Source organism: Streptomyces sp. NPDC093094 (assembly GCF_044754345.1).
In the GTDB taxonomy this organism is placed as follows: Bacteria; Actinomycetota; Actinomycetes; order Streptomycetales; family Streptomycetaceae; genus Streptomyces.
In genome coordinates this window covers 601094-616272 of sequence record NZ_JBIVOX010000002.1, presented here as the reverse complement: position 1 = coordinate 616272, position 15179 = coordinate 601094, and the positions used below count along the sequence as shown (strand labels likewise).

Annotated in this window: 12 protein-coding genes, 1 tRNA gene and 1 pseudogene; 7 read left to right on the top strand and 7 right to left on the bottom strand. The window is 72.4% G+C overall.

Annotation, left to right across the window (positions count from 1 at the left end; translation table 11 throughout):
• Nucleotides 1-132 precede the first annotated feature (132 nt).
• Nucleotides 133-558, top strand: a pseudogene (locus ACIQGV_RS05605) (SUKH-4 family immunity protein); the annotation flags it as partial.
• 169 nt (nucleotides 559-727) lie between these two features.
• Here the strand turns inward: ACIQGV_RS05605 and ACIQGV_RS05600 are convergent.
• A tRNA-Cys gene (locus ACIQGV_RS05600) sits at nucleotides 728-802 on the bottom strand.
• Between the two features lie 233 nt (nucleotides 803-1035).
• Here ACIQGV_RS05600 and ACIQGV_RS05595 point away from each other — a divergent pair.
• The 4 genes from ACIQGV_RS05595 (at nucleotide 1036) to ACIQGV_RS05580 (ending at nucleotide 6361) form a co-directional block, all read left to right on the top strand.
• Entirely contained in the window at nucleotides 1036-2541 is a 1506-nt protein-coding gene (locus ACIQGV_RS05595; RefSeq protein ID WP_402490841.1) for an MFS transporter, read from the top strand.
• A 194-nt stretch (nucleotides 2542-2735) separates the two neighbouring features.
• Nucleotides 2736-4529: a DEAD/DEAH box helicase gene (locus ACIQGV_RS05590; protein WP_402490838.1), complete on the top strand. Its 1794-nt coding sequence runs from the start codon at nucleotides 2736-2738 to the stop codon at nucleotides 4527-4529.
• Between the two features lie 291 nt (nucleotides 4530-4820).
• A complete protein-coding gene (locus ACIQGV_RS05585; RefSeq protein WP_402490835.1) occupies nucleotides 4821-5462 on the top strand; it encodes an IclR family transcriptional regulator in 642 nt (213 codons plus the stop codon).
• Between the two features lie 107 nt (nucleotides 5463-5569).
• Complete coding sequence (locus ACIQGV_RS05580) at nucleotides 5570-6361, top strand: S16 family serine protease (RefSeq protein ID WP_402490833.1); 792 nt, start codon at nucleotides 5570-5572, stop codon at nucleotides 6359-6361.
• Nucleotides 6362-6753: 392 nt separating this feature from the next.
• Here the strand turns inward: ACIQGV_RS05580 and ACIQGV_RS05575 are convergent, their stop codons facing one another.
• From ACIQGV_RS05575 to ACIQGV_RS05555, 5 genes are read right to left on the bottom strand one after another with little or no spacing between them, the layout of a single operon-like run.
• Nucleotides 6754-7722, bottom strand: a complete 969-nt coding sequence (locus tag ACIQGV_RS05575) for a glycine betaine ABC transporter substrate-binding protein (RefSeq protein ID WP_402490831.1) — start codon at nucleotides 7720-7722, stop codon at nucleotides 6754-6756.
• The gene (locus ACIQGV_RS05570; RefSeq protein WP_402490828.1) at nucleotides 7719-8540 is read right to left on the bottom strand and encodes an ABC transporter permease; all 822 of its coding nucleotides are present in this window, start codon (nucleotides 8538-8540) and stop codon (nucleotides 7719-7721) included. Before ACIQGV_RS05570 ends, ACIQGV_RS05575 begins: the two co-directional genes overlap by 4 nt.
• Nucleotides 8537-9781 carry a betaine/proline/choline family ABC transporter ATP-binding protein gene (locus ACIQGV_RS05565; RefSeq protein WP_402490825.1) on the bottom strand — a complete coding sequence of 415 codons (1245 nt, stop codon included), beginning with the start codon at nucleotides 9779-9781 and terminating at the stop codon, nucleotides 8537-8539. Before ACIQGV_RS05565 ends, ACIQGV_RS05570 begins: the two co-directional genes overlap by 4 nt.
• On the bottom strand, nucleotides 9774-10421 hold the full coding sequence (locus ACIQGV_RS05560; protein ID WP_402490823.1) for an ABC transporter permease: 648 nt from the start codon (nucleotides 10419-10421) through the stop codon (nucleotides 9774-9776). The genes ACIQGV_RS05565 and ACIQGV_RS05560 overlap by 8 nt, the downstream gene beginning before the upstream one ends.
• Nucleotides 10422-10432: 11 nt before the next feature.
• A complete protein-coding gene (locus ACIQGV_RS05555; protein WP_402490820.1) occupies nucleotides 10433-10939 on the bottom strand; it encodes an Lrp/AsnC family transcriptional regulator in 507 nt (168 codons plus the stop codon).
• A gap of 122 nt (nucleotides 10940-11061) precedes the next feature.
• Here ACIQGV_RS05555 and hppD point away from each other — a divergent pair, with 122 nt between their 5' ends.
• A complete protein-coding gene (hppD, locus tag ACIQGV_RS05550) occupies nucleotides 11062-12207 on the top strand; it encodes a 4-hydroxyphenylpyruvate dioxygenase (protein WP_402490817.1) in 1146 nt (381 codons plus the stop codon).
• Here the strand turns inward: hppD and ACIQGV_RS05545 are convergent.
• Entirely contained in the window at nucleotides 12204-13676 is a 1473-nt protein-coding gene (locus ACIQGV_RS05545; protein WP_402490815.1) for a tetratricopeptide repeat protein, read from the bottom strand. The genes hppD and ACIQGV_RS05545 overlap by 4 nt on opposite strands.
• 91 nt (nucleotides 13677-13767) lie before the next feature.
• On the opposite strand from ACIQGV_RS05545, the gene ACIQGV_RS05540 reads away from it, so the two are divergent.
• Nucleotides 13768-15174 (top strand): FAD-binding oxidoreductase, encoded by a 1407-nt coding sequence (locus ACIQGV_RS05540; RefSeq protein ID WP_402490813.1) that lies wholly within the window; start codon nucleotides 13768-13770, stop codon nucleotides 15172-15174.
• The last annotated feature ends 5 nt before the right edge of the window (nucleotides 15175-15179 follow it).

Here is a 15179-nt window from a genome sequence, read left to right as displayed (position 1 = left end):
CAGTGGGCGGGGCTGCGAGGATCCGAGGCGGCCGCCGCCCCTGGGCACGAACGCGCACGGGGGAATCACGGGGGAGTCATGAGTCTGCTGACGAGCGAGCTGTCACTGGGGCTGCCGCCGAAGTTCGCGCAGGGCCGCTCCGGGCTGGCCCTCGACCTTCCCTACCGCCTGCTGGACCGGGAGTTCGGCCGGGGCCGCGTCGTCCGCTTCGAGGACGTCGACTTCCCCGCGGCGCTGGCCCATGAGCCGACGCGCCGCTTCCTGCGCGAGACGGGCCTGCCGGAGGAGGGGTTCCTCTTCCACCTGGACACGGACGCGCCGCTGGCGCCGCTGCGGGAGTACCACGCGGAGGAGCGCCCGGACGTGCCGCTGCCCGCGGCCGGCCTCGACCGTCTGATACGCCTCGGCCGGCTCACCGAGGACAGCAGCGTGCTTCTCGACGGCCGCACGGGCGAGGTCCTCGACTGGAGCGAGCCGGAGGGCACCCTCCACCCGCTGAGCCAGGACGTCTCCACCCTCGCCTTCTCCCTCTGGCAGGTACGCCGGGAGAGCACACTGCTGAACGCCGCACAGGCGACCCCCTGAACCACCCGGGGGCCGGGGAGCGTGTGGAGGCCGTGGCGGGAATCGAACCCGCGTAGGTCTCCGCGGGCGGAGCCCGCTGACGGATGCGGCGCGGGCGACTCCCTGAACCGCTCGGGTGCTCGGGACAGCACCGGGTGAGGTGTGGAGGCCGTGGCGGGAATCGAACCCGCGTAAGTCGCTTTGCAGGCGACTCCCTGAACCACTCGGGCACACGGCCGTGGGCGAGTCCGCCAGGGGCGTCGGTTCCTGTCGGACTCGGTACGACGACCGTAGGGCCGGGTGCGGGAGGGGCTCAAGGAGTCGGGCGGGGCTGCAACGGGACTGCCACACGCCGTTCACGAACGGGGTGTCCGAGGGGCCGTGACAGCGTGGGTCGTACGACCAAGGTCCGAGCCGGAGGCCGACTCCCGACAGGGGTCAAACCATCCTTCGGGCCTTACTCTGACGGGCATGACAGCGCTCGAACCGCGCGACACTGACGTCGCACAGCCCCTTGACCTGCCCCTGGCCGCCGGGGCCGGCCCGACGGACGAGGGCGTGCTGAGCCGCGCGCACCGGGCGCTGACGATCGGGGTCGTGTCCGTGGTGCTGCTGATCGCCTTCGAGGCGACGGCGGTGGGCACGGCCATGCCCGTCGCCGCGCGGGAGCTGGACGGGGTGTCGCTGTACGCGTTCGCGTTCTCCGGCTACTTCACCACCAGCCTGTTCGGGATGGTGCTGTCCGGCCAGTGGTCGGACCGGCGCGGTCCCCTGGGCGCGCTGACCACGGGGATGTCCGCCTTCGCCGCCGGTCTGCTGCTGTCCGGCACGGCCGGCGCGATGTGGCTGTTCATCCTGGGCCGGGCGGTCCAGGGCTTCGGCGGCGGCCTGGTGATCGTCGCGCTGTACGTCGTCGTGGGCCGCGCCTATCCGGAGCGGCTCCGCCCGGCGATCATGGCGGCCTTCGCGGCGAGCTGGGTCGTCCCGTCCGTCGTCGGCCCGCTCGCCTCGGGCGCGGTGACCGAGCACCTCGGCTGGCGCTGGGTGTTCGTCGGCATCCCGGCGCTGGTGGTCTTCCCGCTCGCCCTCGCCCTGCCGCAGATACGCAGCCGGGCGTCCGGTCCGGTGGACGGTCCGGCCGCGGAGGCGTCGGAGGGGGCGCCGACGGGGACGGCGCCCGGCGTGCGGGGCTCCGTCGGCCGGCGGCGGATCCGGCTCGCGTTCGGCATCTCGCTGGGCGCCGGGCTGCTCCAGTACGCGGCGCAGGACCTGCGCTGGACGTCCCTGCTGCCCGGAGCGCTCGGTGTCGTGCTGCTGGTGCCGGCCGTGCTGGGGCTGCTGCCGCGCGGGACGTGGCGGGCGGCGCGGGGACTGCCCTCCGTGGTGCTGCTGCGCGGCCTGGCGGCGGGCTCGTTCATCGCGGCGGAGTCGTTCGTGCCGCTGATGCTGGTGACCCAGCGGGGGCTGTCGCCGACGCTGGCCGGGTTCTCGCTCGCGGCGGGCGGCGGGACCTGGGCGCTGGGCTCATGGGTGCAGTCGCGGCCGTGGGCGGAGCCGTACCGGCAGCGGCTGACGGCGCTGGGGATGGTGCTGGCGGCCGCCGCCATAGCCGCCGCCCCGAGCGTGCTGATCGACGGGGTGCCGTCCTGGACGGTCGCCGTCGCCTGGGGCTTCGGCTGCTTCGGCATGGGGCTGGTGATCTCCTCCACCAGCGTGCTGCTGCTGCACCTCTCCGCCCCGGAGGAGGCCGGTGCCAACTCCGCCGCCCTCCAGATCTCCGACGGCCTGTCCAACGTCCTGCTCCTGGCCGCGGGCGGCGCAGCCTTCGCGGCCCTCGGCGGCGGCACGGTCGCCCACGGCGCGGCCGGGTCCGCCGGCTCCCACCCGGCCGCCTTCGCCGCGGTGTTCCTGCCGATGGCCTCGGTGGCGCTGGCGGGGGCGTGGGTGGCGACGCGGCTGAGGGCCGAACCCCGGTGACACCGGCCGGCACCGCCCGGTGCCGCCGAGGCACGGCCGGCCCCGGCGGCCCGCCGGACGCGGCCCTCGCGCGCCGACTGTGACGTCAGTCCCACCCGGCGGCGCCCCGGCGTCGTTCGCCCGTCGGCACCACCGGGGCGCCGGTAAGGTGGCCCGGTTGTCATACGTAGCCGAGCCACCCCCGTACGGAGACCGTGACTACCACCGCCACCTCCCACTCCCACCATCTGTCGCCAGCCTTCCCCGGCCGTGCACCCTGGGGCACCGCGAGCAAGCTGCGGGCCTGGCAGCAGGGAGCGATGGAGAAGTACGTCCAGGAGCAGCCGCGTGACTTCCTCGCGGTCGCCACGCCCGGCGCCGGGAAGACGACCTTCGCGCTGACGCTGGCGTCCTGGCTGCTGCACCACCATGTCGTGCAGCAGGTGACCGTGGTCGCGCCGACCGAGCATCTGAAGAAGCAGTGGGCGGAGGCGGCCGCAAGGATAGGGATCAAGCTGGACCCGGAGTACAGCGCGGGCCCGCTCGGCCGGGAGTACCACGGCGTCGCCGTGACCTACGCCGGTGTCGGCGTACGGCCCATGCTGCACCGCAACCGGGTCGAGCAGCGCAAGACCCTGGTGATCCTCGACGAGATCCACCACGCCGGCGACTCCAAGTCCTGGGGCGAGGCATGCCTGGAGGCGTTCGAACCGGCCACGCGCCGGCTCGCCCTCACCGGTACGCCGTTCCGGTCGGACACCAACCCGATCCCCTTCGTGACGTACGAGGAGGGCCAGGACGGCATCCGGCGGTCCTCGGCGGACTACACCTACGGCTACGGCTCGGCCCTCGCCGACCATGTCGTGCGCCCGGTGATATTCCTCTCCTACAGCGGCAACATGCGCTGGCGCACCAAGGCGGGCGACGAGATCGAGGCCCGGCTCGGCGAGCCGATGACCAAGGACGCGATCAGCCAGGCATGGCGCACCGCGCTGGACCCGCGCGGCGAGTGGATGCCCAGCGTGCTGCGCGCCGCCGACCAGCGGCTGACCGAGGTCAGGAAGGCCATCCCGGACGCGGGCGCCCTCGTGATCGCCTCCGACCAGGACTCCGCCCGCGCCTACGCCAAGCTGATCCGGGAGATCACCGGCACCAAGGCGACCCTGGTGCTGTCCGACGACACGGGCGCCTCGAACCGTATCGACGAGTTCAGCGGCGGCGACGACCGCTGGATGGTCGCCGTGCGGATGGTGTCCGAGGGCGTCGACGTGCCGCGGCTCGCGGTCGGGGTGTACGCGACGACGATCTCGACGCCGCTGTTCTTCGCGCAGGCCGTGGGCCGTTTCGTGCGGTCGCGCAGGCGCGGCGAGACGGCGTCGGTGTTCCTGCCGACCGTGCCCGACCTGCTGACCTTCGCGCACGAGATGGAGGTCGAGCGCGACCACGTCCTCGACAAGCCGAAGAAGAACGGCGAGGAGGACCCCTACGCCGAGGAGGACAAGCTCCTCCAGGAGGCCGAGCAGCAGAAGGACGAGGACACCGGCGAGCAGGACATGCTGCCTTTCGAGGCGCTGGAGTCGGACGCGGTCTTCGACCGGGTCATGTACAACGGCGCCGAGTTCGGCATGCAGGCCCACCCCGGCAGCGAGGAGGAGCAGGACTACCTCGGCATCCCGGGGCTCCTCGAACCCGACCAGGTGCAGATGCTGCTGCAGAAGCGGCAGGCCCGGCAGATCGCGCACAGCCGCAAGAGGCCGGACGCCGAGGCCGATCTGCTGGAGATGCCCGCCGAGCGCCGGCCGGTCGTCACGCACAAGGAGCTGATGGAGCTGCGCAAGCAGCTCAACACGATGGTCGGCGCGTACGTCCACCAGAGCGGCAAGCCGCACGGGGTGATCCACACCGAGCTGCGCCGGGTGTGCGGCGGCCCGCCGAGCGCCGAGGCGACCGCGGGGCAGCTGCGCCAGCGGATCGCCAAGGTCCAGGAGTGGGCGACGCGGATGAGGTAGTCCGGGGCCCGCCCGGACCGCGTTGCGTATCAGGACAAAGGCAAGCAGTCCCCTCCGGCCATTGACCGGATTCTGGACGGAGCCTTCCGCTCAGCGAACCGGTTTCGCTAATGTCCCGCTACGCACACGCCCCGTGGCAGCGCCGCCGCGGAGCGCAGCCGTGAAGCGACTGGGCCCGGACAGGCCGGGACGTCAGCCGATCGGCGGCCTCTGAGGCGCGTCGCTGACGGGACTCGGCGACGCATTCGGCTCCTGGGAGGCTGCCGACCTCACCACTAAGGAGTGGGCGTCGTGACCGCGGAGACCTCCCAGACGCTCGACCGGGGACTGAGAGTCCTCAAGCTCTTGGCCGACACGGACCATGGGCTCACCGTGACCGAGCTCTCCCACAAACTCGGTGTGAACCGGACCGTCGTCTACCGCCTGCTGGCCACGCTGGAACAGCACGCGCTCGTACGGCGTGATCTGGGCGGCCGCGCCCGGGTCGGGCTCGGGGTGCTCGGGCTGGGGCGCCAGGTGCATCCGCTGGTGCGCGAGGCGGCCCTGCCGGCGCTGCGGTCACTGGCCGAGGACATCGGCGCGACCGCGCATCTGACGCTGGTCGACGGCGCGGAGGCGCTGGCCGTCGCGGTCGTGGAGCCGACCTGGACGGACTATCACGTGGCCTACCGGGCGGGGTTCCGGCATCCGCTGGAGCGGGGTGCCGCGGGCAAGGCGATACTGTCCGCGCGGCTGAAGCCGTTCGAGGATCCCGGTTACACCCTGACGCACGGCGAGCTGGAGGCCGGGGCGAGCGGGGCGGCCGCGCCGCTGGTGGGAGTCACCGGCGTCGAGGGCAGTGTCGGCGTGGTGATGCTGGCCGACGCCGTACCCGAACGAGTGGGCCCGCGTGTGGTGGAAGCGGCCCGAGAGGTGGCGGAGGCGCTCCGCTGACGTGAGCGGACCCGGCCCGGCCGGACCGGCGGGGCCCCGGCCCCGCAGGCGGCCCCCGCGACGGGACGGGGGCCGGGGCCAGGAGCGGGCCGCGTTAGATTTACTCCGTGCTCTCTCGTCTCACGCGCCTCCAGGCCGTCGCCGTCTGTGCCGTTCCCGTCGTGGCCCTGCTCGCCACGGCGGCGTTCGCGCCGCTGCCGTTCGCGGTGGCGCAGCCGGGGATGACGGCGAACGTGCTGGGCGAGAACAAGGGGGACCCGGTGATCACCGTCTCGGGTGCCCCGACCCGTCCGACGAGCGGCCAGCTGCGGATGACGACCATCGAGGCGACCGGCCCGGACACGGAGGTCGCGCTCGGCGATGTGCTGGACAGCTGGTTCCGCACCGACCGGGCGGTGATGCCGCGTGACGCGGTCTACCCGAGCGGCGACACCGTCGAGGAGATCGAGCAGCACAACACCCGGCAGATGAAGGAGTCCCAGGACCTGGCCACGCAGGCCGCGCTGAACCACCTGAAGCTCGACCCCGACGACGTGAAGGTCACCCTGAAGCTCGCCGACGTCGGCGGCCCGAGCGCGGGTCTGCTCTTCTCCCTGGGCATCGTCGACAAGCTCGACGGCGACGGCGCGGGCGGCGATCTGACCGGCGGCCGCACGATCGCCGGCACGGGCACGATCGACGCGGCCGGCCGGGTCGGCGCGGTGGGCGGCGTGGCGCTGAAGACGCAGGCCGCCAGGCGTGACGGGGCCACGGTCTTCCTGGTGCCGAAGGCGGAGTGCTCCGACGCGAAGTCGGAGCTGCCGAAGGGACTGCGCCTGATCCCGGTGACCACTCTGAAGGGCGCGGTGGACGCCCTCACGGCGCTGGAGTCCGGCAAGGGCTCCGTCCCCAGCTGCTAGGCCCCCTGGCCCGGTCCCTGGCCCTGGCCCGGTTCTGGTCCCCGTCCCGGTTCTGGTCCCGGTCCCCGGTCCCCAGTCCGGGCCGGTCCCCAGTCCGGGCCGGTCCCCAGTCCGGGCCGGTCCCCAGTCCGGGCCGGTCCCCAGCCCCGGCCCGGTCCCCAGCCCCGGCCCGGTCCCGGCCCGGTCCCGGCCCGGTCCCGGCCCGGTCCCGGCCCGGTCCCGGCCCGGTCCCGCCCTGGCCCCTGGTCCCGTTCCGGTCCCCGGTCCCGGTCCCCGGACCCCGGTCCCCGGACCCCGGTCCCCGGACCCCGGTCCCGGCCCGGTCCCGCCCTGGCCCCTGGTCCCGTTCCGGTCCCCGGCCCCCGGTGCCGGTCCGGCCTCTCGCCCCGGTCTCAGCCCTCCGTCACGAAGCCCTCCTCCTTCATCCACTCCAGCGCCACCTGGTGCGGATCCTCCCCGTCCACGTCCACCTTTGCGTTCAGGTCCTGGGCGACCGAGTTGTCCAGCTTCCTGGTGATCGGGTCGAGGACCTCGGGGATGGCCGGCCACTCCTCCAGGGTCTTGGTGTTGATCACCGGGGCCGCGTTGTAGTTGGGGAAGAAGTGCTTGTCGTCGTCCATGACCACGAGGTTCATCGACTTGATGCGGCCGTCCGTCGTGAAGACCTCGCCGTAGGTGCAGCTGCCCTTCGCCACCTGGGTGTAGATGATCCCGGTGTCCATCTGGGTGACGTTGCCCGTCGGCACGTCCATCCCGTACGCCTTCTCCATGCCGGGCAGCCCGTCCGCCCGGTTGGCGAACTCGACCTCCACGCACAGCGTCACCGCGGAGGGGTCGGACTTCGACAGGGCGGCGACCTCGGAGAGGTTGTCCGTGCGGTACTTCTTGTGGTTCGCCTGGTTCATGGCCAGGGCGTAGGTGTTGTCGAGCGCGGACGGCGCAAGCCAGGTCAGGCCGTTCTCCGCGTCCTCCTTGCGCACCGCCTCCCACTGCTCCTGCGGGTCGGTGATGGGCTCGCTGTGCCCCAGGTACGTGATCCAGGCCGTGCCCGTGTACTCGTACCCGCCGTCGGCGTCGCCGTTGCGCACCGCCTCACGGCTGCCGATGGAGCCCTGGATGCCGGTGCGGTCGAGCACGTCCGCGCCCGCCGCCTCGAAGGCGATGCCCATGATCGCGCCGAGGATCAGCTGCTCGGTGAACGACTTCGACGTCACCGTCAGCTCGGCGCCCTTCAGCGGCTCGCCCCGTCCGATGGAGCCGGGCCGCACGTCGTCGACCATGGGGGAGCCGCTGGTGAGGCCGCAGCCGGGCAGCAGCGCCGCGAGCAGCACGGCCGGCGCGAGGAGGACGCGCCGTCTCATCGGCCCGCCTCCAGTCCGCGGGGCCGCAGCAGCAGCTCCGCCAGTGAGGCGAGCCAGTCGACCATCAGGGCGAGCGCGACGGTCAGGACCGAGCCGAGCACCAGCACGGGCATGCGCTGGTTGGTGATCCCGGCCGTGATCAGCACGCCCAGACCGCCGCCCCCGCCGAAGACCGCCAGCGTGGCGGTGCCGACATTGAGCACGAGAGCCGTGCGCACACCCGCCAGGATCAGCGGCACCGCCAGCGGCAGCTCCACCTTCGACAGCGCCCCCAGCGGGGACATGCCGATCCCGCGGGCCGCCTCCAGCAGGGTCGGGTCGTTGGCCTTCAGGCCCGCGACGGTGTTGGACAGCACCGGCAGGATCGCGTAGGCGATCATGCCGATCAGGGCGGACCTGCGTCCGATGCCCAGCCAGATCACCAGCAGGGCCAGCAGGCCGATCGCCGGGGTCGCCTGCCCGATGTTGGCCAGGGCCAGCGCCACCGGCTCGGCCCTGCGCAGGCTCGGCCGGGTCAGCAGGATGCCCAGCGGGATCGCGATGATCAGGACGAAGAAGGTCGAGATCGCGGTGAGCTGGATGTGCTGCCACAGGGCCTTGGAGACCTGGCCCTTCGCGAGCGCGTTCTCGGAGATCGTGTCCAGCTCGGCCTGGGCGAACCACAGCCAGGTCGCGAGGAGCACGAGCACGACGAAGGCCGGCAGGAAGGTGAGCTTCTGCCAGGTGACACGTCGTACGGGCCGCTGCGGGGGAGGCGCGGGCGGCAGCTCCCGCTCCTCCTGCTGCTCGTCGCGTCCGTCCAGCTCCGGCGTGCTCACGCCTTCCTCCCCCCTCCGTCGCCGCCCTCCTGCTCCGTGTGGGTGCGCTCGGTCCGCGCCTCCTCCAGGTCGTGCTGGTGCTCCATGGCGTCCAGCCGGTCCGCCTCCAGCAGTTCGTGCACGGAGTTCATCAGCGTCTCCATGTCGACGACGCCGGTGTACTCCCCGCGCCGCCCGGTCACCGCGACCCGGCCGGCGTTGTCGGTGAGAACCGCCTCCAGCGCGTCCCGCAGGGTCGCGTCCCGGGTCACGGTGTCGCTCACATGGGTGCCCGCGCGGGCGAGCGACCCCTTGGCCCGCATCAGGTCGCCGCGCCGGAGCCACTTGTAGGGGCGGCGGCGCTTGTCGAGCAGCAGGATCTCGTTGGTCCCGCCGGCGCGCAGCGTCGTGAAGATCTCCTGGAGCGGGGTGTCCACGGTCACCGTCGGATACTCGGTGATCTCCACGTCGCGCACCCGGGTGAGGTTCAGCCGCTTCAGGGCCGCGCCCGCGCCGACGAACCCGGAGACGAAGTCGTCGGCCGGGTTGGTCAGGATCGCCTCGGGGGTGTCGAACTGGGCGATGTGCGAGCGTTCGCGCAGCACCACGATCCGGTCGCCCAGTTTGATCGCCTCGTCGAAGTCGTGGGTGACGAACACGATCGTCTTGTGCAGCTCGTGCTGGAGCCTGATCAGCTCGTCCTGGAGATGGTCGCGGGTGATCGGGTCGACCGCGCCGAACGGCTCGTCCATCAGCAGCACCGGCGGATCGGCGGCCAGCGCCCGGGCCACGCCCACCCGCTGCTGCTGGCCGCCGGAGAGCTGGCGCGGATAGCGGTCGTGGAACTCGCCGGGATCCAGGCCCACCAGGTCCAGCAGCTCCTCCACCCGGTTCTTGACGCGGTCCTTGGACCAGCCGACCATCTTCGGCACGAGCGCGATGTTCTGGGCGACCGTCATGTGCGGGAACAGCCCGGCCGACTGGATCGCGTAGCCGACCTTGCGGCGCAGCTTGACCGGATCGATGCCGGTCACGTCCTCGCCGTTGATCCGGATGCGGCCGCCGGTCGGCTCGATCAGCCTGTTGATCATCTTCAGGCAGGTGGACTTGCCGCAGCCGGACGGGCCGACGAAGATGACGATCTCGCCCGCCCTGATCTCCATGTTGACGTTGTCGACGGACGGCTGCGGATTGCCCGGGTACCGCTTGGTGAGGTTCTCCAGCTCGATCGTGGCCCCGGTCGCGGACGTCGGCTCAGGCACGGATCCCCCTCGGAATGGTCAGCCGTCCGAGCAGGACGTACGCGGCGTCGAACAGCAGGGCCAGGACGATGATCCCGAGCGTGCCCGAGAGCACCTGGTTGAGCGCGTTCTTGCTCCCCAGCGAGGAGATCCCGCGGAAGATCTCGTTGCCGAGGCCGGGTCCCGAGGCGTAGGCGGCGATCGCCGCGATGCCCATCAGCATCTGCGTCGAGATCCGGATGCCGGTCAGGATCGGCGGCCAGGCCAGCGGCAGCTCCACCCGGGCCAGCCGCATCGGCCCGGACATCCCGATGCCCTTCGCGGCGTCGACCAGGGACGGGTCGACCCCGCGCAGCCCCACGACGGAGTTGCGCACGATCGGCAGCAGCCCGTACAGCGTCAGCGCGATCACCGTCGGCGGCACGCCGAGCCCCACGACCGGGATGAGCAGACCGATCATCGCCAGCGACGGCACGGTCAGGAACGACGAGGTGGTCATGGTCGCCAGGTTCGCGGCCCAGTCGACGCGGTAGGTGGCCACCCCGATCAGCACCCCGATCAGGGTCGCCGCGACCATGCACTGGAACACGACGCTGGCATGCTGGTAGGCGTCGAAGAGCAGTTGCTGGTAGCGGCTGCCGAGGTACTCCAGGAAGTTCAAGAGCGGTCACCTCAAGGTCGGGTCGGTCCCTCCCGGTCCTCCGCCGCCTGCGCCCCCAGCGCCGCCTGCTGGACCAACGGGATGATCCGCAGCGGAACGGGGTTCTCCATCACGATCGCGGTGGAGGCCCGGACGATCCCATCGAAACCGACGACAAGGTCGATCACACGCTGGAGATCGGCGTTCGAGCGGGCCACCAGACGGCACAGCATGTCCCCGCTGCCGGTTGTCGTGTGCAGCTCCAGCACCTCCGGCACGGTCGCCAAGTGCGCCCGGACGTCCGCTCCTTGACCCTGCCGGATCTGGAGCGTGGCGAACGCCGTGACCGGATATCCGAGAGCCGCCGGATCGACCTCCGGGCCGAACCCGCGGATGACTCCATTCGACGTAAGCCGGTCCAGCCGCGCCTGCACGGTGCCCCGGGCCACGCCCAGCCGCCGTGACATCTCCAGCACCCCGATGCGCGGCTCGCGCGCCAGCAGCACGATGATCCGCCCGTCCAGATGATCGATCGCCACAGTGCCCTCCCGGGTGGTCATCCTGTACAGAAAGCCCGCCGTGACCGGCGTATTGCTGAACAGATTGTCCAGTGGATACAGGAACTATTGCGCACCTTGCCGGTCGGAGCGACGCTTCGCCTATGACGCAGACCACACACCACACTCCCGACACCGCCCGGCAGGCCGACCCCTTCCCGGTCAAGGGAATGGACGCGGTCGTCTTCGCCGTGGGCAACGCCAAGCAGGCGGCGCACTACTACTCCACCGCCTTCGGCATGAAGCTGGTCGCGTACTCCGGACCGGAGAACGGCAGCCGCGAGACCGCGAGCTACGTGCTGGAGAACGGCTCCGCCCGGTTCGTGCTCACCTCGGTGATCAGGCCCGCCACCCCCTGGGGCCACTTCCTCGCCGAGCACGTGGCCGAGCACGGCGACGGCGTGGTCGACCTCGCCATCGAGGTCCCGGACGCCCGTGCCGCCCACGCCTACGCGATCGAGCACGGCGCGACCTCCGTCGCCGAGCCGTACGAGCTGAAGGACGAGCACGGCACCGTCGTCCTCGCCGCGATCGCCACGTACGGCAAGACCCGCCACACCCTCGTCGACCGCTCCGGCTACGACGGCCCGTACCTGCCCGGCTACGTCGCCGCGCGGCCGATCGTCGAGCCGCCCGCCCACCGCACCTTCCAGGCGGTCGACCACTGCGTCGGCAACGTGGAACTCGGCCGCATGAACGAGTGGGTCGGCTTCTACAACAAGGTCATGGGCTTCACGAACATGAAGGAGTTCGTGGGCGACGACATCGCCACCGAGTACAGCGCCCTGATGTCCAAGGTGGTCGCCGACGGCACGCTCAAGGTCAAGTTCCCGATCAACGAGCCCGCCGTCGCCAAGAAGAAGTCCCAGATCGACGAGTACCTGGAGTTCTACGGCGGCGCCGGCGTCCAGCACATCGCGCTGAACACCAACGACATCGTCGCCACCGTGCGCGCCATGCGCGCGGCCGGGGTGCAGTTCCTCGACACCCCGGACTCCTACTACGACACCCTCGGCGAGTGGGTCGGCGACACCCGCGTGCCCATCGAGACGCTGCGCGAGCTGAAGATCCTCGCCGACCGCGACGAGGACGGCTACCTGCTCCAGATCTTCACCAAGCCGGTCCAGGACCGCCCGACCGTGTTCTTCGAGCTCATCGAGCGGCACGGCTCCATGGGCTTCGGCAAGGGCAACTTCAAGGCCCTGTTCGAGGCGATCGAGCGCGAGCAGGCCAAGCGCGGCAACCTCTAGTCCGGCAGCGGCTCGTCCGGTGGCTCGCCCAGTCCTTCGAGGACCCGGCGGGCCACCGGCGCGTGCAGCACGGAGAAGTACGGATTGATCCGCAGCGCCTCCCGGAGATGACGCCGAGCGGGAGCGGACAGCCCGAGTGCCCGCTCGGTCATCGCGCGGTGGAAGGCGAACAGCGCGCTGCGCACACCGCCCCCGTGCTCCTTGTCCGTCGCCCGTACCGCGAACCCCAGCGCCTCCTCGTGCTGCCCCGTCCGGTACAGCGCCCAGCCCAGCGCGTCCGCCACCGCGACCCCCGGCTGCCGCTTCCACTCCGCCCGCAGCCTGCGCACCGCCTCCGCCGGATCGCCGTGGTCCGCCTCGAACAGGCCGAGCACCAGCTCCTCGTCGGACCCGCCCGCGGCCGCCGCCCGCACCCGGTCGCGCAGCAGGTCGTACCGCACCCGCGCCTCCCGCCCGCGCCCCAGCGACTCGTACAGCTCGCCCAGTTCCAGCGCGTACTGGGGCACCGGCTGCTTCTCCAGCGCCGCCTCGTACGCCTCCAGCGCCTCCGCCGTACGGCCCAGCGCCGCCAGTGCCCTGCCCTGTCCGGCCTGCGCCGCCCGCAGGTCGGGGTCCGTGCGCAGCGCCTCCCCGAAGAGCCGGAGCGCCGCCTCGCGGTCCCCGCGCTCGAACGCCAGCTGCCCGCCCCGCTCCAGCCACGCCGCGCGCTCCGCCGGGGTGCGTGCCGCCGCGGCCGCGTCCGACAGCGCCGCCGCGGCGTCCTCGCGCCGGCCCCCGTCCCGGTACACCGCCGCCGCACGCGCCTGCACGGCCGGACCCGACCGCAGCTCCAGCAGCCGCTCCAGGGCCCGCTCGGCCGCCTTGTGGTCACCCAGCCCCGCGCACGCCTCGATCAGCGGGCCGTACGCCGTCCAGCGCCGGGGCTCCGCCTTCAGCGCGGCCTCGCCGTGGCCGCGCGCGGCCCGGAAGTCCCGCCGGGCGTTCGCCAGCACGGCCAGACCCTCCAGCGCCTGCGCGCTGCGGTGTGTCCGCAGCGAGGTCCGCAGCGCCCGCTCGGCCTTCGTGAAGGCCCCCGCGTCCGCGAGGCGCTGCCCCCGCTCCACGTACGCCGCGCCGAGCACCGCCCACGACTGCGCGTCCTGCGGATGCTCCCCCAGATGGCTCTCCCGGTCCGCGATCAGCATCTCCAGACCGGGCAGCGCGGCCGGCACACCGCCGGTGACCGCCACCCGGGCCTGAGCCAGCGGCCCCCCGGCACCCGCCACGCCGTCCCGCTCCCACGACGGCAGCAGCGTCAGCACCCCGCCGAGCACGGCACACCCGACGAGCGCGCCGGCCAGCGTCCTCGTCCCGGCCCGCTGCCGCAGCCGTCCGGCGCCGTCCCGGCCGTCACCGGGCGGGGCCCCCGGCACCGTGCCCGGCACCGGGTCCTGCCCCGCGCGCGGCCCCGCCTTCTCCTCGCTGTCCATGCCGCTCACTGTGCGTCAGTACGACGACCACACCGGGCAGCCCGGGGGCGGTGCCGTCGGGGTTCACACCGATGGCCCCGGGTGACACGCTGTGATCATGAGCCGAATCGAAGCCGCGCCCGACGAGACGCAGGCCAACCTCACCGACCGGCTGCTCGCGGGCCTCCCGGCCGACGCCCTGCTGACGGCCCCGGACGTCACCGCCTCCTACGCCAACGACATGGCGAGCTTCTGCCCGGCCGGCGCACCCGCCGTGGTGGTCCTGCCCCGTACGGTCGAGCAGGTCCAGCACGTCATGCGCACGGCCACCGAACTGCGCGTCCCCGTGGTCCCCCAGGGGGCCCGCACCGGACTGTCCGGCGGGGCCAACGCCTCCGAGGGCTGCATCGTCCTCTCCCTGACGAAGATGGACCGCATCCTGGAGATCGACCCGGTCGACCGGATCGCCGTCGTCGAACCGGGCGTCGTCAACGCCGCCCTCTCCCGCGCGGTGAACGAACACGGCCTCTGCTACCCGCCGGACCCCTCCAGCTGGGAGCAGTGCACCATCGGCGGCAACATCGGCACCGCCTCGGGCGGACTGTGCTGCGTGAAGTACGGGGTGACGGCCGAGTACGTCCTCGGCCTGGACGTCGTCCTCGCCGACGGACGCCTGATGTCCACCGGCCGCCGCACGGCCAAGGGCGTCGCCGGGTACGACCTCACCCGTCTGTTCGTCGGCTCCGAGGGCTCCCTCGGCATCGTCGTCCGCGCGGTCCTCGCGCTGAAGCCGCAGCCGCCCCGGCAGCTCGTCCTCGCCGCCGAGTTCGCCTCCACGGCCGCCGCCTGCGACGCGGTGTGCCGGATCATGGCCGGCGGGCACGTCCCGTCCCTCCTCGAACTGATGGACCGTACGACCGTCCGCGCCGTCAACGACCTCGCCCGCATGGGCCTGCCCGACAGCACCGAGGCCCTGCTGCTCGCCGCCTTCGACACGCCCGACCCCGCCGCCGACCTCGCCGCCGTCGGCGCGCTCTGCGAGGCCGCCGGCGCCACCCAGGTCGTGCCCGCCGACGACGCCGCCGAGTCGGAGCTGCTCCTCCAGGCACGCCGGCTGTCGCTGACCGCGCTGGAGGCGGTCAAGGGCACGACGATGATCGACGACGTGTGCGTGCCCCGCTCCCGGCTCGGCGACATGCTGGAGGGCGTCGAACGCATCGCCGAGAAGTACGCCCTCACCATCGGTGTCTGCGCGCACGCCGGCGACGGCAACACCCACCCCACCGTCTGCTTCGACGCGCAGGACCCCGACGAGTCCCGGCGTGCCCGTGAGTCCTTCGACGAGATCATGGCCCTCGGCCTGGAACTCGGCGGCACGATCACCGGCGAGCACGGTGTCGGGGTCCTGAAGAAGGAATGGCTGGCCCGCGAGATCGGCCCCGTGGGCGTGGAGCTCCAGCGGCAGATCAAGCAGGTCTTCGACCCGCTCGGCATCCTCAACCCCGGCAAGCTGTTCTGACGGTC